A 21,805-nucleotide genomic window follows, 5' to 3' on the forward strand; every position below is an offset into this window, starting at 1 on the left:
GTATCTCTCCTTTCTTCCGTTTTTTCTTCAGATGCCCTAACCCGGCATGAGGGAAGATCCAAGGATGAAGCTCTTATGTAAGCGTATCAAAGCAGTCGAACAGCGACGCTGCGGGTAGCCCGGCGCTTTCCCGGATCTGCTCCAGCGTCCCTTCCGCCACCGTTTGGCCGGAAGATATCATGACGAACCTGTCGCATATTTTCTCCGCCGTGTCCAGCACATGCGTGGACATCAATACGGCTGCGCCGCGCCTGCGTTCTTCATCCAATAACCGCAAAAAATCCTTGGTTGCGCGGGGATCAAGACCGATAAAAGGCTCGTCCACGATGTACACATCCGGTTCGCTCAGGAATCCCAGCATCAGCATCATCTTCTGCTTCATCCCTTTGGAGAACCCTCCCGGAAGATCATGCTTTACCTCCTCCATGCCGAACTGGCGCAGCAGAAGATCCGCCGACCGGCAAAAGGAGTCGTATTCAAGACCGTATACGGCTGCTGCCAAATCCATATGCTCCCACAGTGTCAAGTCATCATGAAAAACAGGCTGCTCCGGAACATACGCGTATCTTCCGGATCTGCCGCCGATCGTAACGCCGGCTTTCGCATATTTCAGAAGTCCCAGCAGCGTTTTGATGGTCGTGCTTTTTCCGGCCCCGTTCGGGCCGATCAGTCCCAGCAGCTCTCCGGCCTGAATCCGGAAGGCAATGCCGCGGATTCGCGGATGGCCTTCTTCATATCCTGCTTCTTCAATATTTACGTCCAGCATCGCAGACTCCGCGTTGATCGTTTCCATCCCGATCCCCCTTATATGAATACAGATGATGATTTTCGTGCATGAGTGCAATTCCGGCAACGTATCGTTCAATTCACCATTCCCCGTCAATTACAGTAAAACGGCCAACATACCTCTCTTAATAAGAATACATGGGTCAAAGCGAGCAGGCAAACCAATCGATACCGTAACCTTAATATACATGGGGCGTTCATCCATCCTTCCTTAGACCGATGCCGCTTCGATCCGCAGAATGAAATTTACTACAAATTTTAAAGTTTCAAACCCCGATGGAATGTGACAAATCACATGTTTTTCGCGCGGGTCAAGCGCTATGATAAACATACGAAACTAAGGATTATGCAAAATTGCGCCCTTAATGGCTCGAAATGGCTTTTGCAAGCCTTCTGCGATGTCCATTTTTCCCCTTCTGCGGCAGGAATCCGGCATGTTACGCAATGCAGCATTAATTGAAAATAAAGGCGGGAATAATCATGATTCAAACACAGGAACGTGATGCCCAGTTATCTCTGCACCTGTACCGCGTGTTCGCCAAAAGCTTTAAAAGCATCAACGAGCATGCCGTGATCAGCAGTAAAGTCGAAGGCTTTAACCCTACGGCCTTTGCGGTTATGGAGGTCTTGTATTACAAGGGTTCGCAGCCGATTCAGCAAATCGGTTCCAAGCTGCTTCTGCAGAGCGGAAACGTCACTTACGTGATCGACAAGCTAGAGAAGCGCGGGTACATTCACCGCAGACCCTGCCCGAATGACCGCCGCGTCATCTATGCGGAGCTCACGCCCGTTGGCGAGGCGCTGATGAACGATCTATATCCCAAATATTCCGAGCGCATTCATCATGCCTTCAGCGGCCTAAACGATGAGGAAAAGTCTCAGCTGATCCATTTGCTGAAAAAACTGGGCATGCAGGCGGAAAGACTGACGCCTTCCTTGCGTAAGTAACAGGCTTCTATATCCGTCTGACGTTGGGTTAAACAACATACCGGCAGCAAAAAGGACACCTTCACGTCTACGATGACCGTAAACGAGGTGTCCTTTTTCATCGGCTTGCGCACGAAGGCTTAGGCTTGCTCAGCCGGCTGCACTTCTTCCTCTGCCGAAGGCACGGTATTGCGCAGCGCCAGCACGGAGATCAGGCTGACCACGGCAATGACCGCCATGACCACATACAGCGAATGGAGACTTCCCTCCAGAATATGCTTCAGCTCGCCCCACAGCTCCTGAGGCATGCTCGCGCTGCCCTCTGGAGTCAGCAGCTGGTTCACTTCCTCCTGCTTCACGTTCTCAAGCCCGGGCTGGGCTGCGATTCGGTTCGCAATGCTCACATTGATGAAGGTCCCGAATACCGCAACGCCAACGGTCTGTCCCAAGGAACGCACGAACGTATTCAGCGCCGTAGAAGCGCCCCGAAGCGAGTAGCCGACCGAGGACTGGGCAATGATCGTAAAAACCGTGGTCGAATAGCCAAAGCCGAGACCATAGATAAAGGTATAGATCAGCAAAATATAATGCGGGGTCGAGCCCGTGATTATCGCGAGTCCGGCAGCGCCGATCACGATGCCGGCCAGGCCGATGACCGTCGTTTTGCGGGAGCCTGCGGTCAGGATCAGCCGGCTGCCGAATACGGAGCCGAACAGCCATCCGATCGACATGGGCGCCATGGTGAGACCGGACATCGTCGCATTCTTGCCCATGACCCCCTGTATCCACAGCGGCGTATAGGTGGTCAGGCCGATCAGCAGCGCGCTGGTCAAAATGCTGGCCACCGTCGACACCGATATGTCGCGGATGCGGAAAAGCTTCAAAGGAAGCATCGGCTCGGCGACGCGGCTCTCAATAAAAATAAAGGCGCCCAGAAACAAGACCGCCAGGACAAAGCAAAGGATCAGGAGCGGCGAGGTCCAGGCAAAAAATTGTCCGCCCGTCGCCAGCGCGAATAACAGCGCGGTCATGCCGACGGTAAAGGTTCCCGCCCCGGCCACATCGATTTGCGTCTTCTCCCGCTTCTCGCGGCTCTCGTGAAAATACCTGGCGATCAGCCACATGGACACGATGCCGAACGGCACATTAAAGCCGAAAATCCAGCGCCAGTTCAAATAATCCACAAAATAACCGCCAACCAGCGGTCCGATCAGCGAAGAGATGCCCCATACCGAGCTGATCATGCCCTGGATTTTGGCACGCTCCTCAATCCGGTACACATCCCCGATAATCGTGAACGTGACCGGCACGATGGCTCCCGCGCCGATCCCCTGGATGGCCCTGAACAAGATCAGCTGCTCCATGTTTTGCGAAAAGCTGCAGAGCAGGGAACCGATGATGAACAGCAGCGAGCCGATTTGAAATACCGGCTTGCGGCCGTAAAGGTCGCTGATTTTCCCGAAAACCGGGGTAGATACGGCCATCGTAAGCAAAAAGGCCGTGAAAATCCAGCTTAGCAGCTTCATCCCTCCGAAGCTGCTGATAATAGCCGGTCCGGCCGGCCCCGTAACCGTGCCCTCTATAGCAGATAAAAAGGTCGAGACCAGAATTCCGGTCAATATAAATTTGCGTTGCATCGGGTTGATGCCAGAATGTACAGACATTGGATTCCTTTCTCTTCTGACGAGACGGGAGCGGCATCCCTGAAACGAAACATATCCGCCCGCGCAAGAGTTAAGCGGCACGTGCGTCCCGGGAGAACGAAGGCTCTACTGCCTAAAGGCGGATTTACAGCCTGCGGCAAGCGAATCGCTGCAGCAGGTGTTGCCTAGGCCGGTGCAAGCCTTACATATTCGGCCGCAGCCTGCGGATGAAGCTTCAACAGGAATGATGCATCCCTTTCCGCAAGCGCGGGATCATGGGTGATCATCAATATGGCGGCACCGGAACCCGTCTTCTCGCGGCACAGCTGCAGCACTTTGCTCGCTGCGCCGTAGTCGATCCCGGAGGTCGGCTCATCCAAAATATACAGCGCCTTCGGATGAACAAATTGAGCGATGATGCTGAGCAGCTTCTTCTCCCCTTGGCTGAGCAAATACGGCGAGACGCCGCGTTTGCCTTCAAGCCCGGCTGCGGTCAGCAGCCCTTCGGCAGCTGTGCGCTGCGCATCATCCAGAACGGTAACGCGCCCCTTCTTGCTTCCGAGCCCGTACACCAGCTCATCCCATACCGTGTGGGCGACAAACTGATGCTCGGGCTGCTGAAAGACATAGCCGATCCCTGCGGCCCGCTGCCGGACGCGCCATGCAGCCAAGTCCCGTCCTTCCCAAAAGACCGTTCCCGGCGGCACCGGGAGCAGCCCCATCAGCAGGCGGGCCAGCGTCGTCTTGCCCGAGCCGTTCTCGCCGGTGATCATGCCCCACTCCCCCGGCTTCATCGTGAAGCTGGCCTCGTGAAGCGCCCGCGAGCCGCCGGCATAGGCATAGCTCAGCCGCTCAACTCGAAGGAGGCTGCCGGACGTATGCGCCGGCGCCTCCGGAGCAAGCGGGTCCGCCTTGCGGCCGGGACCCGCCTGGAGGGCTGCCCCCTTCACCGGGGGCAGCAGCCCGAGCTGCGCGAGCCGTTCCCGGCTGTCGCGCAGCAGCTCCTGCGGTGGCCCGTCCAATAGGACGCGGCCGCCGTCCAGGACGATGACGCGCTCCGCAGAGCGCGCGGCATCGTCGAACCGGCCGGACGCGGTCACCAGCGTCCGGCCCTCCCCGTGCAGCTTGCGGCAAAGCTGCACGAACTGCTCCTGCGCCGCGGGGTCCAGGCTTGCCGACGCATCGTCGAATACGACGATGCGGGGGCGCAGCGCGAGCACCGCGGCGATCGCCGTGCGCTGGCGCTGTCCACCGGACAGCTCGCGCACCGGGGAGTGGCGCCGGTCGGTAAGATTCACCGCCGCCAGCGCCTCCTCGGCCCGCCGCCCTATTTCCGGCGGCGGCACCCGCAGATTTTCCGGGCCAAAGGCTGCTTCATCCTCAGGCGTTCCCTGCACCAGCTGGGCATCGGGATCCTGGAATACGATCCCGCACCGCTGCGCGATATCCGCGATATCACAGGCCGCCGGATCGATGCCGGCGATTTCAAGGCTGCCTTCTCTCGTCCCCCCGCCGCTGCGCGGCAGATAGCCGCTCAGCAGCTGGCACAGCGTAGATTTGCCGCTGCCGCCCGGGCCGATGACCGCCGTCCATTCCCCTTCCGGAATCGACAGGGTCAGTTCCTGCAGAGCGGGTTCCCGCTCGTCATCGTAATAATAGGATAGATTCGAACATTTAATGGATACCCTGTGCATGCTCCGCCTTCTTCCTTCCAATGGCAAACCGCCGCAGAAGTCCGCTTCGCGAAAGCATGTCGCCGAGCACCTTGGTCAGTAAACCGCAAAGTACGATACCGCTTAAGAGACGCATGACCAGCGTGATGGCGAGCACCTGCCCGCTCCACGCCGTATAGCCAAACATATTGGCTGCGCACACAAACCATAGAGGAACCATGGCTCCTCCGGCAAGCATCATCATGCCTGTGCCCCAGCGTTTGTAGCGGGTAAGCGCGAATACCGCTTCCGCTACCACCATGTAGCACAGCGCCGCCACGATGGCGGACGCGATCCCGTAAGTCGTCCCTACAAAGCACTGGATGGCTCCGCCTATTCCGTATGTAATGGCGGCCGTACCGGGCTTGCGTATAATGTAATATGCGAGCAGGCCGTAAACCATATACACCCCGACGATGGTTGATGTCGCTACAGGGCCGCCCAGGCTGTTCAGCATTTTATTGATATAGGACAAATAAAAAGTCATGACAGCATTGGCTGTAGCCAGCATAGCCATTAGCACAATATCCAGTGTTGTAAAGGAAAGATAACGTCTCTTAGATTTTGATGAGGTTTCCATCTCATGTCAACTCCTAAACCGTAAAAAGGATGAGCTTTGAGGTGGGATGAAGCTCATGCTGTAGCGCGCTTCCATCCGCTGAAGCTCTCCATGTCATTTTGCATCCTCCTAAGCCAAGCGTCAACTTTTTTATATTTTCAAAGGTTAACAATATAGATATACCAGCATAATCCGGCCGTTAACATGACGGCAGATACGGCCAAAGCCAGCCCTTTTCGCATCGGCATGCCTTCTCGCAGAAACGTGCGGTCCGGATAGGCTCCAAAGCCCTTCGCTTCCATCGCGCCGGCGGTCTGCTGCATTCGTCTGACCGCATTATGGATCAGGGCGGAAGCGAATATGCGCCACCACTCCAGTCTGCCGTGCAGCCCGTCCGGTTTCCCCTGGCCTCGGACTTGATGGGCAGCCGATATGCTCCTCGCTTCCTCCTCAAGGAGCGGCAGAAAGCTCAGCGCCATCGATATGCCGAAAGCAAAGCGGTAAGGAATCCGCAGCCGCTCGGTCAACGATTGAACCATATCGCGCGGATCGGTCGTAAACATGAACACATAGGAGGACAAAAAGACAGTAAACATGCGGATCGTCACCGAACCCGCCGTATCCAAGGCTTCGACGGTTAATCTCAGCGGTCCCCAATGCAGCAGCACCTGCTCGCCCGGAACCGTCAGCAGCGTAACCAGAAAGTAGGGAATCGCGAACCCCGCAAGCAAGGCCAGTGCCTTGGCTTGTCTCCCCCATGGCATTCCTCCCGCCCATCTGGCCGTCAGCAGGACGATAAACAATAGCAGCGCTTGACCCAGAGACGAATGCAGCCGCATGGTCAACCATGCAATGCAAAACAGCAGCACCAGCTTGCTGAGCGGGTCGATGCGATGAAGCTGCGATGTTTGCTGTTGTTGATAAGCGATCATCTTTTTCCTCCTAGCCGTTCAACGTTTCCCATTCATGACGCAGCAGCGCGTACATATCCGCATCCACGAATCCGCTGTCCATATGGCGGTACTGCTTTAAAGTCCCCTCGAGCCTAAATCCGAGCGATTGAAAGAGGTGGCCGGCACGTATATTGCGCGAATCCGTCAGCGCCTCAAGCCGGTTCAGCCCGATCACGGCATAAGCATACGCCATCAGCAGCGCCACCGCTTCCCGCATATATCCTTGTCCCCAATAAGAACGGGCCAGCTCACAGCCGATTTCCCCGCGGTAAGCTCCCTCGAGCTGCCACCAGTTGAGGCCGCAGCTGCCAATCAGCCGGCCGTTCTCGGCCTCGATCCCCCACCGGATTCCATCCTCGGTCAGGGACAAATCGTTCAGTATACCGATCATCTCACCCGCTTCCGATGCGGATGGCATATCCGGCAGATCGGCATAACGTCGCACCTCCGGGTCCGACCAGCAGGCGAACATCGCCTCGGCGTCGCTTCTGTTGAGCGGGCGCAGAATCACACGTTCTCCCTTAAGTTCGGGAATTCGTCCTTCACACCGGTATGTCATGACAGTCGGTCCTCCTCTTCCTGCAAAATCACATTCACTGTACACCTCAGGGCGGCAGTGGATCAAGCCCAAGCCAAGTTTCTTATTGATCAACGTCAATCGATCGATGTCGTTCCAAAGAAGACGAAACGCATTCTGCATTGTTTTCTTGCGATGTCAGGCTGAACTCGCTTCAGCCGTTATCCTTGCTGATCTCCTGAAAAAAAGCGCCTGCCCTTCATGGGCAAGCGCCTTCGTTCCTTATGCTTCTTGCGCGCCTTCTTCCTTCTCGCGTCCTGCAATCAGAAGCAGAACGATCAGAATGAATGCGATCAAAGCGAGGAGCGGAATCGTGATGAATCCGAACCAGTTCAAATAATCGAAATCGCAGGGAATGCCGACGGTGCAGGGAAGAGCCTTGGCAAGCGCCGGAATTTTCTGCTCCGCATAATGGTATACGGAAATGCAGCCTCCAATAACGCTGAGCGTCATGGCGTAGGGAATGATTTTACGATCGTTCTTATAGCTTGCGATTCCCAGAAGGATGACCTGCGGATACATGAATATCCGCTGAAACCAGCATAGCTTGCACGGCTCATAGTGCATGATTTCGCTTAAATACAAGCTTCCGCCCACAGCCACGATAGATACAATCCATGCCAAGTAGAGGGCATACGGGCGAATGGACGCCATGAATCGATTGTTTTCCATCGCCTAAAACTCCTTTTCACCCAGGATCGGTTCCATCTTTATTTCCAAGCTTTTATTTTGTATTTTGTTCAGCCAGTTTCTTCTCGATGAACGGCTTCAGCTCGGAATAGTCCATGGATGCTTTTTCGGAAGCTTTTTCGCCGTTTACGAACAGGGTCGGCGTGCTCATGACATGCAGGCTTCTGGCCGTCTCGTTTTGGCTGTCGATTTCTTTTTGATAGGTTCTTTCGTCGATATCCTTGCGAAGCTTGTCATAATCGACGTTAATATTTTCCGTTTTCGCGAGATTAACCAGGAAATCCGGGGTTGCCCACTCGGTACTCTCATCCCCCTGGTTTTTATAAATGACCTCGTAATATTTCCAGAACTCATCCTTGTTCTGATGGAACACGGATTGCGCAGCCAATGCGGCGGTATTGGAATCCGCCTCCGGACTGATAATGAGGTAATTGCTGAAATATAGTGCCGCCTTGCCCGTATCGATATAATCTTTCTTCAGCTGCGGAGAAATATCCTGCGTGAAGTATTGGCAGCTTGGACATTTGTAATCGCCCATCTCCACGATTTTGACCGGCGCATCGGGATTGCCCATCACAGGCAGCGCGCTGTAATCGAAGTCTCCCTTGGATGAATTCGGCTTGATCACCAGCATCAGCACGACCAGTACGACGATGCATGCCGCCGTGATCCAAATGACCCGCTTCATTCGCTTCTCCTGCCGTTCCCGTTCGGCTTTTCGCTGTGCCGCCTTATTCACCGGCTGTTTCTTGGGTTTCATAGATCGCGAGCCGTCTCCTTTCTTCGAACTAAAGTTAGAGGCGCCTTGCTGGATCGCTTTTAGTTCATGTTCTAATAAGACGTGACAAAGCACTTCTCTACAACTTTATTCTAGCATCTAACTCTTTGAAAGGCTATATGATAGAGCGCCGTTATGCACGCCTTCTGCCGGGTAAAGGTTCTTTCGTCGAAAATTATACACAGATTTTGATGGGACTGATGAAGCAAAGCATGATCAGCGAATTTCACAGAAGACTGACCGATTTGGGATATAGCTTTTTTTACAATTATAAATACGATTATAAAATGGTTCATCCAGGCTGAAAACTTATAAATTCTCTGATGAGAAACGGATTAAATATGGATATTCCTGTATATACTAAGCCCTACTGAATTTGCATCCAGTTTGGAGGTTGAAGGGAAATGGCATGGTGGATTGCCCCGCTTGTTGCCGCCGCGGCCTTGGCTGCCGGCATTACCCAGTACGCTTTCATGCAGATGACGCAGATGAAAGCCATGAATTACCGGCAAATCTTTGACGCGCTGGAACAGGCAGGAGCCCGCTTGAAGGAATACTATGATCCGCTTCCAAAGGAGGAAGTACACATTCACAGCCATGACGGCCTGCGGCTGCATGGTGTGATCGTCAAGGCTGACCAGCCTTCGGACAAATGGGTGATGCTCGTGCACGGGTATACAACCTCCCTGCCGGCATCGATTCCCTTCATGGAGATGTTCCTTGAGGACGGGTTCAACGTGCTGCTGATCGACCAGCGCCGTCACGGCAAAAGCGAGGGGAAATACACGACCTACGGTTATCGCGAAAAGCATGATGTCGCCGCCTGGATTCAGTTCCTGACCGGCACTTATGGCGATCAATGCATCATCGGCTTGCACGGGGTTTCTTTGGGAGGCGGGACTTGCCTTGAATACTTGTCGCTTCCTGATCCGGCGGTACAGTTCGTCATTGCGGACTGTCCTTATTCGGATCTCACCCGGCTGATGCATCACCAGATGCAAAAGCTGAATCATATTCCGGCAGCCCTGTTCCTGCCGCTGGTCAATGCACAGCTGCGCCGGAAAGCGGGATTTACACTCGATCAGGTCAGCCCTGTCCGGTCTATAGCGGCAAGCTCGATCCCTGTGATGTTCATACACGGTACCAAGGATCACTACATTCCACCGCAAATGAGCGAGGAACTGTTCGCGGCAAAATCCGGCTTGAAGCGGCTTGTTCTGATCGAAGGCGCGGCACACGGCTTTGCGATTGATGCCGACCCCGGCGTGTACAAGCGTTCGGTCAAGGAATTCGTGCAGGAAGCTCTTTCCTTCCGCGGCAGCGCGGTACCCGTCTTGGAATCCGCATCTCCGGACATGCTTCGGGAGGAAGCCGAGGCTGATTATCCCGGCATCGCTCTGACGTAATGATGAATGAAATGTAGATGAGATGCTTCGTAAGGAATTAGGTAAAAACGAAGCAAAAGAAGCCGTTGTCTCTGGACAACGGCTTCTTTTTTAGCAATACAGACCTCGTCACGAAAGCGCGATCCGCCCCATCTTTACCACGAAGAACATGAAAAGCATCGATTCCTTTACGGAATATCAGATCTTCTGCAGCTGGGCGCGAATCGCCCTCTTCTCAGAGGTAAAACGTTTGGCAATGCCACTCAGACCCGCCAGGTTAAACACGGATACGTCCATGCTGTTCAGCTCTTTGAGATCGGCCGTCAGACGGGACTTCAGCTCATTCAGGTCCTTAATCCGGCTCTCCTGCACATGGCCGGCCCTGGGATCGGTCAAATCCGAACCGTATTTCTCCGCCAGAAGGCTGTTAACCTTGTCCAGCTCCGCCTGAAGCGCGACTCTCAGCATATTTACGCGCCGCTTCATGCGGGCTCCCGACATCACATAAATCGCAAATCCAACCAAGAGGATCGCTGCGCTGTATACCAGCCAGTACCAGGTTCCATGCGCGGCCTGCTTCTCCCCGGACACTTCGGTTCCGGAAGCTGCATACGTCCGTGTCACCAAGCCCAGACCAGCCAGCCAGATGGTCATTCCTATTCTTTTCATCATATCTTTTTGCTCCTTCTAAGATGTCAGACAAACCTTGAGTCTTTAGGCTCCGAGCATGTTTACGCTTCGGTTCTCGCCTTTTCTTTTTGCTCGACGGGGTCCAGCACTTCGCTGCACAGTTCCTTCAGCATCGCCTGGATTTCCTTGAATTCCTCAATCCCCGTTCCCGTCAGGCTGTACTCCTCACCGTGCGCAGTCAGGAAATTCAGATCGGTCAGGTGCTCCAGCTCTTTTTTGACCTCGCGCTCGCCTACCTTGTAGCCATGGCGCGCCAATTCCGGCTCCATATCCCGTATGGTCAAATCCTTTGAGTGGGCATGGAAAAGCATATGAATTCCCATAAATAAGTTTTGCATATCTGCACGCATGCTGCCTCTCTCCCTCCAATAGTGGCTTGTTTTACGGCCATCTTGACTTTGTCCTCGGCTCGTTACCATTGTTTACCCTGGTTCTAAGGCCAGGAAACAAAGACTGGTTCACCTGTTCGCCGTGAGCCCTCATCTTTTTCTTGACGCAGGGAGTAATCATGTATACTATCTTTAATAATTAACCATCGGTTAAAAGAAAGGGTGGAGTATGATGTTCCAAGCACTTCCTTATGAAGGAAACCGGAGCGAGCAGTTTTCGGCCGTTCTGGAGCAACTGAAATCTCTCATTCACGATGAACCCAGCTCCATCGCCAATCTGGCCAATGCCTCAGCGCTGCTGAACAGCTTTCTGCCGGATATTAACTGGGTCGGGTTCTATTTGTACGATGGACAAGAGCTGGTACTCGGTCCTTTCCAAGGCCTTCCGGCCTGCATCCGCATTCCCCTGAACCGCGGTGTGTGCGGCACGGCTGCTGCCGAACGCAGAACGCTTGTGGTCGATGATGTGCATGAATTCCCGGGACATATCGCCTGCGATGCGGCCTCCAACAGCGAAATCGTCATCCCGCTCGTAAAAGATGGGCAGCTTCTCGGCGTACTCGACATCGACAGTCCGCTAAAAGGACGTTTTGATCACGAAGAACGCCAGTTTCTCGAACAGTTTGCGCAAATCATCAGTTTGAAAATGTAATTTTCTGTCATTCTCTTCAAAAGCCTGGTCTTCTGCCGCAAACGGCGGACCAGGCTTTTTGCTTCCGTACCGCTTCACTTTAATTCATGTTCGGCAAAATAGGCCATGGCAGCGCGCAGAAACTGCGCAAGAAGAGGATGATAGGAATCGAACAGCTTTTTATAATCGGGCTGCTCTACGTAGAGTTCCCCCAGCCCCTTGTACACATCGGCGGTTGGCGTGTAATACTGCGTCATGGACTCATAATGCTGACGGATAATATGCTGCACCCGCGAGCTTTCCGGCGACTCTCCGTCCGTGATGGCTTCCGCCAATGTACGGTTAATCCGGTCCACCTGCTGTTGGGAATTGAGATAATCCTCCTTCGTCCACTGCTGCATTTTGGCCTTGCTCTCCAGAATCCGGTCGCCGGAGGCATCGCTGAAAGGACTCAGCACATCCTGCTCAGGCAACCTTTGAACATCCGGCATCAGTTTACGTTCCATTTCTTCTGGTTTCATACATTGATTTCCCTCCAATATCTGTCTTAGACTTTATTTCTTCTATCTATATAATGGTTAAATGGCATAAAGGCGTGATCGGACCTGCAGCTTTGTCCGTGAATCATTCGATACATTATGGCGCAAAAGAGAACATATCACCTACTTTTCATTACCCCTTCCATCAAAAATCAACCGCTTCAAGCGGCGGATAGACGAAAATGCCGAAAAGGCAGGGTGACAGCCTGTATCCGGCCTCTCCCTGCCTTTTCTTATTCAGATATCCTCCGGCTTGCGGATGATCTGGAGCCCTTCCACATGCCTCTTCTGCATCAGCTTGCTCTTCTTCCGGTTCTCCTTGCTTTCAAATACAATATCGAAGTCGTAATCTTCCGGATAGAGATTCCCTTTCTCGATATACAGCTTCAGCCGTTTCCGGTTGATCTTCAGCTTTTGCTTCTGGATCATGACCCCGACCATGCCCTTCGCATCCTCCTCTTGGTAGACAATACCGGTACGCCCGAAGGAGCTGACGTATACCGCGTCCCCGACCTCCAGGCGGCGCTTGTTCCTGATCGCCTCCGGGTCCGGTTCCATTATGTCCATACGTGAGCCCTCGGCTGCCGCCTGTTGTTCCCGAAGACCCTCTTTCCCCTTCCTGCCTGTCATCCGGGGGCTTCCGGACGGTTCAGACGGCTCTGGCTCTATCGCCGCTTTCTCGCAAGTATCGTTCGCCTGCTTCTCCAATCCGGCCTGTTCAGCCGGCTCCGCTGCCGTCAGCTGCGGCTTCTGGTGCTGCAGCACATCCCGTGAGCGGTCGATAATGCCGCGCGGCATGCCCAGCTTCGTGGCAATCTCAATCGCGTAGCTTTGGCCCGATTCGCCGATCGTCAAACGGTACAGCGGCTCGAGCGTGTTGACGTCAAATTCCATCCGCGCATTCTGAAAGCCGGAGGTACGGGAAGCAAATCCCTTCAGCTCATTAAAATGCGTGGTCACCATCATCATCGCTCCGCGGCGGTTCAGCTCCTCAAGTATCGCAATGGAAAGGGACATGCCCTCTCCCGGATCGGTTCCGGCCGCAAGCTCGTCAATGAGCAGGAGCGTCGATGGGTTGGCCGTATTCACCATGGCGATCAGCCTGCGGATCTGGGCGGAGAAGGTGCTGAGCGACTGCTCGATGCTCTGCCCGTCGCCGATGGCTGTCATGACCTGGCCGAATACGGCAAATACGCTCTCTTCCTCCACAGGTACCAGCAATCCGGATTGAACCATCAGCGTCAGCAGACCCAGCGTCTTCAGAGCCACGGTTTTCCCGCCGGTGTTGGGTCCGGTAATGATCAGGGAGCGGTATCCGGTCCCCATCTCCATGTTTAATGGTACCATCGTCTTTAGCATGAGCGGATGCTTCGCGCCCCGAAGCTTGATCCATCCCTTATCGTTTAGTTGAACCGTCCTTCCCCCGATGGAGCGGCCGTATTTGGCTTTCGCAAATATAAAATCATAGTTGCCCGTGATGTCGATATTAAGCTGCAGATCGCTGCCCGCCGCCTCGAGCATGCCCGTCAGCATGCTCAGCACGACGCTTTCCTCGCGCGCCTCGTCGGCCTCCAGCATCCCCAGCTCCGTTTGCAGCATGGAGATTTCCTCCGGCTCCACGAACACCGTCTGGCCGCTGGTGGATTGATCGAGCACCGCACCCTTAATCTGCTTGTGGTACTCGCGTTTTACCGGCACGACATAGCGCCCGCCGCGCACGCTGACCAGATGCTCCTGAAGAATCGCGCCGTGCCGCGAGAGGATGGAGCTCATTTTTTTCTGAATGCGCTCTTTGACGACGGCGATTTTCTTGCGAACCTTTTCCAGCTGCTTGCTGGCCTGATCATCCACCTTGCCGAAGCGGATGCAGCGCTCAATTTCGCTTTTCAGGCGGGGCAGCTCCTGCATCGAGGATGCATACATGCTGATCGTGGGCGCAATGTCACTTTTGCCCGCCATGTACTTCCGCAGCTGCCCGCAGCTGTGCAGAAAGATCTGGACCGCGCTGAAATCCTGCTCCGTGAACAGGTAGCCGGTATGCAGCAATGAAGCGATATGCTCAATACCTTCGAGGGAAGGCAGCGGCACGCTCGCCCCTTTGTCGAGCAAGGACTTTGCTTCCGCGGTTTCCCGCAGCGCGGCTTCGATTGCCCGCAAATGGCTCCCCGGCGCCAAAGCATCGATATGATGCCGGCCGGCATAGGATACCGCGTATTCCCGCAAGCTTTCCTTCAATTTGTCATACTCCAGCATGCTCATCGTAATGTTGTCCATGAATGTCATGAACCTCCTTTATGTTCTCAAGGTTATAAGAAAAACGTCTATCGACGTACTTTCAAAGAAGTCAGACCGCGTTTAGCTGTAGTTTTTCTTGCGATTATAGAATGGTTCAGCTTCGCTGAAATCTATAAATTCTATAATCTTAAAAAACAAAAAAAGGACAAAGAACGCATACGCGATTCCTTGTCCCTTGGTGATCCGTTCCGCTTCATATCCTTGTCGTCCTCGAAAAGCGAGCTCTCATCGAGCAGCCCGTTTTTCCATGCGTATACAGGCTCCGAACCAACTCCTATATACGCAAAAAAACCGTGCTGCAAGAGCACGGTTTTCAAAAGGCGTCGCTCCGGAATCTCTCCGGATCAAGCAGCCCTATGGATAACAAAGAATGAAACAGCAGCCAAGGTGCCGTTTGATGCTTCGCGTGTTCTTAACTATTTCCAGAACCATGCAGAAACACAAGCAAAGCCGCGTCCGAAAAATAACCGGTTCGCCCTGCCGTTAGCCTGCCGGAAAAAGCGTAAGCAAACAAAGCTGCCTCCATCGGGTCAGCTTGCTCAGCCTCTTTCCTGTGGTTCAATATGGAATTTGATTAGTTAAGAACAACCACCGTCATCAAAATCTCTCCCTTGGTTTAGGATGAGGTAAATTTACCAATGATTTTTAATCCTGTCAAGCCCTTATGCCTGGAGCTTGTACACTCTGGATTCGTACGGCCGCAGGCGAAGCGTCCGGGTGAGATCCTCGTTCCCTTTGACCGGATAATTGGAGATGAGCAGCTCCCGGGGATTCGGATTCATGCCCTGCGGCAGCTCGAGCTCCGGCTCCCCGCCGAAAAAATTGAGAATGACGAGCAGACGGACATCGCCAAGCGTCCTTGTATACATATAGATTTCCGGGTCTTCAGGCAGCAGCAGCTCATATTTGCCGTACACGATCACTTCATGCTCTTTACGAAGCGCGATCAGCTTTTTGTAATAATAGTAGATCGAATCCGGGTCCTTCAGCGCGTCCTCCACGTTAATCATCGGGTAATTGGAATTCACCCGGATCCAGGATCTGCCCTTGCTGAACCCGGCTTCCTCGCTTTTGTCCCATTGCATTGGCGTTCTGGCATTGTCCCTGCTTTTTTTCCAGATGACCTCCATAATTTTATCTTCCGGTACGCCCTTGTTCATCTGCTCCTCATAGAAATTGAGCGTCTCCACGTCCCTGTAATCATCAATCGACTGGAAGGCAATATTCGTCATGCCGATTTCCTCGCCTTGATAAATATAAGGAGTCCCCTCCAGCATATGCATGAAGGTCGCCAGCATTTTGGCCGATTCCACACGGTATTTCTTGTCGTCTCCAAACCGCGAGACGCAGCGTGGCTGATCATGGTTGCACCAATAGTTCGCGTTCCAGCCCTTGTCATGCAGGTCCACCTGCCATGCCGTCATGACCTTCTTAAGCTCCAGCAGGTTCCAGGGACGGATATTCCATTTTCCCGATCCCCCGGATGCGGCATCCAGCTGCATATGTTCGAACTGGAACACCATGTTGAGCTCGTTTCGGGTGTCGCCGACATAACTGAGCGCCTGCTCCGGACCGAGTCCCGAGGTCTCTCCCACCGTCATGATATCGTAATGGAAAAGGACCTGCTCATATAAATTGTTCAGCAGGGTGTGCACATTCTCCAGGTTGGAGAACAGGTCATAGGCCCGCACGGTCGGCAAATGGTTCGGATTCGCACCGTCGGGCAGGCCGGCAGCCTTGGCAATATGGGCGATGGCGTCGAAACGGAAGCCGTCCACCCCTTTTTTCAGCCACCATTCCACCATCTCATGCATGCTGCTGATCACATTCGGGTTTTCCCAGTTCAGGTCAGGCTGATGCTTGGAGTATAAATGCAGGTAGTACTCGTCCGTTGTTTCATCGTACTGCCAGACTGAACCGCTGAAGTAGGATTCCCAGTTATTCGGCGGCCCGCCGTTTTTCCCCTTGCGCCAAATATAGTAGTCCCGCTTCGGATTGTCCTTCGAGGCTCTCGATTCGATAAACCACGGATGCTCGTCCGAAGTATGGTTCAGCACCAGATCCATCATGATTTTCAGGCCGCGCCTGTGCGCTTCCCACAGCAGCCGGTCAAAATCGTCCATCGTGCCGAATTCCTTCATGATGTCCTGATAATCGCTAATATCATACCCGTTATCATGGTTTGGCGATTTATAGACGGGACAGATCCAGATGACATCAATCCCCAGTTCCTTCAGGTAATCCAGCTTCGCTATAATTCCCCGCAGATCTCCCATACCATCCCCGTTCGTATCCAAGAAGCTGATCGGGTAAATTTGGTATACAACGCTTTCCTTCCACCACTTTTTGTTCATGACCGTCTCCTTCCCCTCTAAGGTCCGACTATTCTTTACAAGTCGCGGCAAACACTTTATAATTATTGTAAACCATTTTTCAAATCCCCTTTCACATCGGGGCAAGTTATTTTAAATCGCATAGATAACATTCGGAGGAGCCTGCCACGTGCGGGCTCTTTTTGTCTTTTTTAGCCTACTCGTCCTTCTTGGGGTCCGCATGTGGCAATATTCTCCTGATGCAAAAGGAGGATGGAAGCATGACCTAAAGCTAAATCTATTGCTGCAGCCGCATCAAGACTCAAGTGGGAGGATCCTAGAACCTATGGAACAACAAACAATTTTGGCTATTGCTATCTTTTTAATCGCTTATGCGCTTATTATTTCGGAGAAAATCCACCGGACCATCGTCGCCATGATCGGTGCCGCACTGATGGTGATCTTCGGCATCGTAAGCCAGGAAACGGCTATTCATCATATCGACTTCAATACGCTCGGTCTACTGATCGGGATGATGATCATCGTTAATATTACCGCGGAAACGGGGCTCTTTAAATTCGTGGCCATTTGGGCTGCCAAAAAAGCCAAAGGACGGCCGCTGGCCATCCTGATCGTGCTCATGCTGCTGACCGCCCTCGGCTCCGCCTTTCTGGATAACGTGACCACGGTGCTGCTGATGGTGCCTGTCACGTTTAGTATTACTCGCCAGTTGCGAGTCAATCCGCTGCCTTTTCTGATTACGCAGATCATTGCGTCGAATATCGGGGGCACCGCCACCTTGATCGGCGACCCGCCGAACATTATGATCGGCAGCGCGGTCAAGGAACTGACCTTTATGGCTTTCATTCAGAACCTGATGCCGATCGCCCTATTCATCTTGGTTCTGTTAATCCCGATATTCATTCTGCTGTTCCGCAAACATATCCAGACGACGCCGGAGCTGATGCAGAGCATAATGGATCTGGATGAAAAAGAGCTGCTGACGGACAAAAAGCTGCTGGCCAAATGCCTTACGGTGCTTGGACTCACGATTCTCGGCTTCTTCATCCACCAGCTCGTACACATTGAGTCTGCCACGGTGGCGCTGGCCGGAGCCTTCCTGCTGCTGCTGCTCACGGGTGAGCATATGCTCGAAGAGGCTTTCGCCAAAGTGGAATGGCCGACGATTTTCTTCTTTGTCGGGCTGTTCATTCTGGTAGGCGGCCTGATCGAAACCGGCGTCATTGCCACGTTAGCCGAAAAAGCCGTTGCTCTTACCGGAGGAAACGTTGCCTCCACCTCCATGCTGATTCTGTGGCTGAGCGCGATCGCCTCCGCCTTCATCGACAACATTCCGTTTGTCGCGACGATGATCCCGATGATTCAGGACATGGGCAGCATGGGCGTCAGCAATCTGGAGCCGTTATGGTGGAGTCTTGCGCTTGGTGCCTGCCTCGGCGGTAACGGTACGCTCATCGGTGCCAGCGCCAATCTGATCGTCGCCGGCATGGCCGCCAAAGAAGGGTATACGCTGAAATTCACCACGTTCATGAAATATGGATTTCCGATCCTGATTTTGTCCATCGGTTTGTCCAGCGCTTATGTATATTTGAGATATTTAATGTGATACATGAAGTAAGGGGAACACCACATTCAAACGAAATGGAGGCGCCCGCATGCTAACCTATCGCTGCAACGAGGACGTTGCCCTCATTACCGAAACCGTCAATCAAGAGGATGTTGAATTTCGCATTCATCTGCTTCAGGAAGAGCCGTATCTCCATCGTTTAAAAGAAATCAGGCGTTATTTTGAAGATAACGACGTTTACACGGATGCGCTTTTCTATATTTACAAAAATCATGAATACGGCGCGATCGTGCGCAAATCGTACTACACGGACTTTGTTCTTGCCCTGATGAAGCATCAGCTGCTTCACAGCGTGGAATGGAAGGACGCATAAGCAAAGAAAACCCGGGAAGGAGAACCTTCCCGGGTTTTTTTGGATACTGCATTATGTATGTTCGTTCTTTATGAAGCTTATCGTGTAGACGTCTGTGTTTCCCGGCTGCCTGAATGGACATGGGCGTAGGATGAAGCGGTATATCGGAACAGCATATACCCCATAAACACGTAAACCAGCGCACTAATCAGCCCGGATAATCCGATCCGTGTAAACGGAAATAAAATCAGGAATGCATTCATCCAGAGCGCGTACGGAAGATATTTGACGTTGGCCGAAACGAGCGTCAGCCAGGCTCCAACCCAGAATGCATAGTGGGCGACGGTACTAAGCGGAATCGTGTAGAAAATAACGTTCAACTCATGATAGGACGTGATAGGAAAGATCGAATACAGCAGCTTATTTAGAAACAGGATTCCCAGACCCCCGAACAACAAATAGAGCTCAAACGGGGCCAGCACCCCGTACAGCCGGAACGACTGGAACCACTTCCTCGTCTCCTGCAAAACCACGGAAAATTGCTGCATTACACATCTTCCTCCTGCTTCTCAATCTCCACGAATTGGTGGCCGCATTCCGGGCAGAAGCGCGCCGCAATCGGAACAGTGTGTCCGCAAGCGCATTTCTTTTCATCCGAAATCACATTGATCTGATGCTGGTTCAGCTGAATCTCATCCTGCAGCTGCAAAATGCGCTCGACCATCGGCTGAAGCTGCTCCGGACCGCACATTCCTTCTTCCCGCTTCAGGGAATTGAACACCATTTTACCGATCTGCTGGTACTCATGGTCGATCTCCTTTTGCTTGGTGGAATTCTGCATTTTGAGACGATTCACTTCCACCGCGATTTTGGCCTTGTTGCCCGCTTCGGCAACGCCCGATTTCAGCTTGTCAAAAAAACTCATACAACCTCATCTCCTTTCGAATTTTGTTCTGAAAGCATCGTGATGTTAGGTATTAAGAATTAATTATAAAGGACCTCCCCGGCGGGGTCATGCGGCTAAAGTTTCATTTTCCATGATTTAGGATATTTCATTCCGCCTGCTCGATGAACGATTCATATCTTCTTCTGACATCGGATAACCGGGTCTCCAGGCTCCGCGCTTCCGTTTCCAGATGACGCACGACATCCTTGACCGCATCCAGCTTATCCTCCACTTGATTCAGCGTATCCTTGATACGTCCCTGCACCATCCAGTCGGCAATAAAGCCGTCAAAGAAATAATCCGAGAAGCGGAGGAAGCTGCCAATGTCGATTTCGATGGACAGATTCATCTGCACGTCCCGCAGCTCTTTCCCGAACCTGCTTAGACTCCGCTGCGCATCATGGATATAGTCCATCGCCTCATCGATTTTGCCGTGCTTGAGATACGTGGACATCATCCCCCCGCCAAGCATGTCGTAGGTTCCCCAGTTACGGGCCGATTGAAGGTAGTCCCGTGCCTGTTCCAGGTCATAGAGAACGGCGTGCCCGGCCTGAACCGCTTCCTTTAGTTCCTTCAACTGCAGCTCCGTATCCGCCCTCCGTTCCGCAAGCTCCGCCAGCTTCTCGTCCTGGCGCAAAAGAATCGATTCTTTTTCTTTCAAAATGCGTTCGTACTCGAAATCGGAAAAACGCACATCCTTCAGCAGCTCCGTCATATCCCCAATCTGCTTCCTGATATCTTCGGCTGCCCGTACGGCCGCGTCATACTTGGCTTTAGCCTCCAGAACCTTCAGCTGCTCACGCTCCAGCCTCTCTTCCTTTTTGCCGATCATCCCATAGAAAAGGCTTGATAAAGAAGCTCCGGTCAAGCGATCCACGTCCTTCTCTTCCTCCGCAAGCCGCCGCTTCCAGTCTTCCACCTCCCCTTCCCGCGTCTTCAGCTCATCGTCCAGCTCCTGAAGACGCTTCTCCCACTTGGCCTTGTTTCTCATGCTTTCCTTCAATTCCGTCAGACGTGTATTCTCGGTTTCAAACATTCGCCAGCCTCCATCTCCATACGAGAGTTTACATTCATTACCTTCTTTAACGCGTATGCCCCCGAGAAGTTTCAATAAATTACGTCCGGTCTGCCCGGCTACCGTATGCCGCTGCCCATTCGGAGGCATGCTAGATTTTACGGCCGAAAATCGATATGATTAGGGAAGATTGCACAAAGGAGTGAACATACATTTCATGAAATTGAAAAAAGCAGCCCTTCCGCTGATCCTGCTGATCGTATTGGTGCTTGCGCTCGGCGGCTGCGGCAAGAAAAACGAACCGACGAATGCGGCCAAAACAGAGGAACCAGCCACATCGGAACAACCGGCTAAAACAGAAGAACCGGCAAAGACGGAAACGAAAAGCTGGACAAGCCCTCCGGCGATGCAAATCGACACCAATAAAACCTACGAGGCTACATTCAAAACGTCCAAAGGATCGTTTACGATCCAGCTGTTTGCCAAGGATGCGCCCAAAACCGTCAACAACTTCGTATTCCTGTCCAAGGAAGGCTTCTATAACGGGGTTACGTTCCACCGCATTATGGAGACATTCATGATCCAGACCGGCGACCCGACGGGTACCGGCGCAGGCGGTCCCGGATATGCCTTCGAGGATGAGAAAACGAGCTACAAATACGAGCCCGGCATCGTCGCCATGGCGAACGCAGGCGAGAATACGAACGGCAGCCAGTTCTTCATCTGCACCGGCGCGGACAGCGAATTCCTGAATCAGCAGCCGAACTATACAATCTTCGGCAAAGTGACCGAAGGTATGGACATCGTGCAAAAAATCGCCGCAACTCCCGTCGAAGCCGATGCTCGCGGCGAGTTAAGTAAGCCAACCGAGAAAGTAACGATCGACAGCATCGACATCAAGGAAAAATAAATTCTGCCAAGGACCGGATTTTATGCTTTCAGATAACGATGAAAAGAAGCGCCCGTTTCAGCTCTGCTGACGGGCGCTTCTTTTTATGGTGTATAAAAGCCTATAACATCAAGTTGCAGGCTAAGAGG

General features: G+C 53.0%; 22 protein-coding genes. 6 read left to right on the forward strand and 16 right to left on the reverse strand.

The features are described from left to right. Positions 1 to 73: 73 nt before the first annotated feature. A complete protein-coding gene (locus PCH05_RS19175) occupies positions 74 to 793 on the reverse strand; it encodes an ABC transporter ATP-binding protein (protein ID WP_127604811.1) in 720 nt (239 codons plus the stop codon). 473 nt (positions 794 to 1,266) lie between these two features. Here PCH05_RS19175 and PCH05_RS19180 point away from each other — a divergent pair, with 473 nt between their 5' ends. Then, positions 1,267 to 1,734 carry a MarR family winged helix-turn-helix transcriptional regulator gene (locus PCH05_RS19180; protein WP_127604813.1) on the forward strand — a complete coding sequence of 156 codons (468 nt, stop codon included), beginning with the start codon at positions 1,267 to 1,269 and terminating at the stop codon, positions 1,732 to 1,734. A 119-nt stretch (positions 1,735 to 1,853) separates the two neighbouring features. Here PCH05_RS19180 and PCH05_RS19185 read toward each other — a convergent pair whose 3' ends face one another. The 7 genes from PCH05_RS19185 to PCH05_RS19215 form a co-directional block, all read right to left on the reverse strand. Beyond that, positions 1,854 to 3,350, reverse strand: coding sequence for an MDR family MFS transporter (locus PCH05_RS19185; RefSeq protein WP_127604902.1), 1,497 nt, complete (start codon positions 3,348 to 3,350; stop codon positions 1,854 to 1,856). Between the two features lie 191 nt (positions 3,351 to 3,541). Beyond that, positions 3,542 to 5,050 carry an ABC transporter ATP-binding protein gene (locus PCH05_RS19190; RefSeq protein ID WP_127604815.1) on the reverse strand — a complete coding sequence of 503 codons (1,509 nt, stop codon included), beginning with the start codon at positions 5,048 to 5,050 and terminating at the stop codon, positions 3,542 to 3,544. Beyond that, complete coding sequence (locus PCH05_RS19195) at positions 5,031 to 5,648, reverse strand: ECF transporter S component (protein ID WP_127604817.1); 618 nt, start codon at positions 5,646 to 5,648, stop codon at positions 5,031 to 5,033. Before PCH05_RS19195 ends, PCH05_RS19190 begins: the two co-directional genes overlap by 20 nt. Positions 5,649 to 5,785: 137 nt before the next feature. Beyond that, positions 5,786 to 6,559 (reverse strand): energy-coupling factor transporter transmembrane component T family protein, encoded by a 774-nt coding sequence (locus PCH05_RS19200; protein ID WP_127604819.1) that lies wholly within the window; start codon positions 6,557 to 6,559, stop codon positions 5,786 to 5,788. A 10-nt stretch (positions 6,560 to 6,569) separates the two neighbouring features. Beyond that, positions 6,570 to 7,139 (reverse strand): GNAT family N-acetyltransferase, encoded by a 570-nt coding sequence (locus PCH05_RS19205; protein WP_127604821.1) that lies wholly within the window; start codon positions 7,137 to 7,139, stop codon positions 6,570 to 6,572. Between the two features lie 240 nt (positions 7,140 to 7,379). Beyond that, positions 7,380 to 7,829 (reverse strand): disulfide oxidoreductase, encoded by a 450-nt coding sequence (locus tag PCH05_RS19210; protein ID WP_246049757.1) that lies wholly within the window; start codon positions 7,827 to 7,829, stop codon positions 7,380 to 7,382. 52 nt (positions 7,830 to 7,881) lie between these two features. Continuing rightward, complete coding sequence (locus PCH05_RS19215) at positions 7,882 to 8,607, reverse strand: DsbA family protein (protein ID WP_127604823.1); 726 nt, start codon at positions 8,605 to 8,607, stop codon at positions 7,882 to 7,884. Positions 8,608 to 9,029: 422 nt separating this feature from the next. Here PCH05_RS19215 and PCH05_RS19220 point away from each other — a divergent pair, with 422 nt between their 5' ends. After that, positions 9,030 to 10,031 (forward strand): alpha/beta hydrolase, encoded by a 1,002-nt coding sequence (locus PCH05_RS19220; RefSeq protein WP_127604825.1) that lies wholly within the window; start codon positions 9,030 to 9,032, stop codon positions 10,029 to 10,031. A 177-nt stretch (positions 10,032 to 10,208) separates the two neighbouring features. Here the strand turns inward: PCH05_RS19220 and PCH05_RS19225 are convergent, their stop codons facing one another. After that, positions 10,209 to 10,682 carry a hypothetical protein gene (locus PCH05_RS19225; RefSeq protein ID WP_127604827.1) on the reverse strand — a complete coding sequence of 158 codons (474 nt, stop codon included), beginning with the start codon at positions 10,680 to 10,682 and terminating at the stop codon, positions 10,209 to 10,211. A 59-nt stretch (positions 10,683 to 10,741) separates the two neighbouring features. Further along, positions 10,742 to 11,050, reverse strand: a complete 309-nt coding sequence (locus PCH05_RS19230; RefSeq protein WP_127604829.1) for a hypothetical protein — start codon at positions 11,048 to 11,050, stop codon at positions 10,742 to 10,744. 211 nt (positions 11,051 to 11,261) lie between these two features. Between PCH05_RS19230 and msrC the strand changes: the two genes are divergently transcribed. Further along, positions 11,262 to 11,741, forward strand: coding sequence for a free L-methionine (R)-S-oxide reductase MsrC (gene msrC / locus PCH05_RS19235; protein ID WP_127604831.1), 480 nt, complete (start codon positions 11,262 to 11,264; stop codon positions 11,739 to 11,741). Between the two features lie 74 nt (positions 11,742 to 11,815). On the opposite strand, the gene PCH05_RS19240 is transcribed toward msrC, so the two are convergent. The 3 genes from PCH05_RS19240 to PCH05_RS19250 all read right to left on the reverse strand — a co-directional run bounded on the left by PCH05_RS19240 (position 11,816) and on the right by PCH05_RS19250 (position 16,908). Further along, positions 11,816 to 12,241, reverse strand: coding sequence for a TipAS antibiotic-recognition domain-containing protein (locus PCH05_RS19240; RefSeq protein WP_127604833.1), 426 nt, complete (start codon positions 12,239 to 12,241; stop codon positions 11,816 to 11,818). A gap of 255 nt (positions 12,242 to 12,496) precedes the next feature. Further along, positions 12,497 to 14,533: an endonuclease MutS2 gene (locus tag PCH05_RS19245; RefSeq protein ID WP_127604835.1), complete on the reverse strand. Its 2,037-nt coding sequence runs from the start codon at positions 14,531 to 14,533 to the stop codon at positions 12,497 to 12,499. A 683-nt stretch (positions 14,534 to 15,216) separates the two neighbouring features. Next, a complete protein-coding gene (locus PCH05_RS19250) occupies positions 15,217 to 16,908 on the reverse strand; it encodes a glycoside hydrolase family 13 protein (protein WP_127604837.1) in 1,692 nt (563 codons plus the stop codon). Positions 16,909 to 17,212: 304 nt separating this feature from the next. On the opposite strand from PCH05_RS19250, the gene PCH05_RS19255 reads away from it, so the two are divergent. Continuing rightward, the gene (locus PCH05_RS19255) at positions 17,213 to 18,493 is read left to right on the forward strand and encodes an ArsB/NhaD family transporter (protein WP_127604839.1); all 1,281 of its coding nucleotides are present in this window, start codon (positions 17,213 to 17,215) and stop codon (positions 18,491 to 18,493) included. A 49-nt stretch (positions 18,494 to 18,542) separates the two neighbouring features. Next, the gene (locus tag PCH05_RS19260) at positions 18,543 to 18,827 is read left to right on the forward strand and encodes a hypothetical protein (RefSeq protein WP_127604841.1); all 285 of its coding nucleotides are present in this window, start codon (positions 18,543 to 18,545) and stop codon (positions 18,825 to 18,827) included. Between the two features lie 77 nt (positions 18,828 to 18,904). Here PCH05_RS19260 and PCH05_RS19265 read toward each other — a convergent pair whose 3' ends face one another. The 3 genes from PCH05_RS19265 to PCH05_RS19275 form a co-directional block, all read right to left on the reverse strand. Beyond that, a complete protein-coding gene (locus PCH05_RS19265; RefSeq protein WP_127604843.1) occupies positions 18,905 to 19,354 on the reverse strand; it encodes a hypothetical protein in 450 nt (149 codons plus the stop codon). Further along, complete coding sequence (locus tag PCH05_RS19270) at positions 19,354 to 19,731, reverse strand: zinc ribbon domain-containing protein (RefSeq protein WP_127604845.1); 378 nt, start codon at positions 19,729 to 19,731, stop codon at positions 19,354 to 19,356. Before PCH05_RS19270 ends, PCH05_RS19265 begins: the two co-directional genes overlap by 1 nt. 127 nt (positions 19,732 to 19,858) lie before the next feature. Then, positions 19,859 to 20,788, reverse strand: a complete 930-nt coding sequence (locus tag PCH05_RS19275) for a hypothetical protein (RefSeq protein ID WP_127604847.1) — start codon at positions 20,786 to 20,788, stop codon at positions 19,859 to 19,861. Between the two features lie 196 nt (positions 20,789 to 20,984). Here PCH05_RS19275 and PCH05_RS19280 point away from each other — a divergent pair, with 196 nt between their 5' ends. Next, entirely contained in the window at positions 20,985 to 21,677 is a 693-nt protein-coding gene (locus tag PCH05_RS19280; protein ID WP_127604849.1) for a peptidylprolyl isomerase, read from the forward strand. Positions 21,678 to 21,805: the final 128 nt, after the last annotated feature.

The organism is Paenibacillus chibensis (genome assembly GCF_004001045.1).
Classification (GTDB): Bacteria; Bacillota; Bacilli; order Paenibacillales; family Paenibacillaceae; genus Paenibacillus_AQ; species Paenibacillus_AQ chibensis.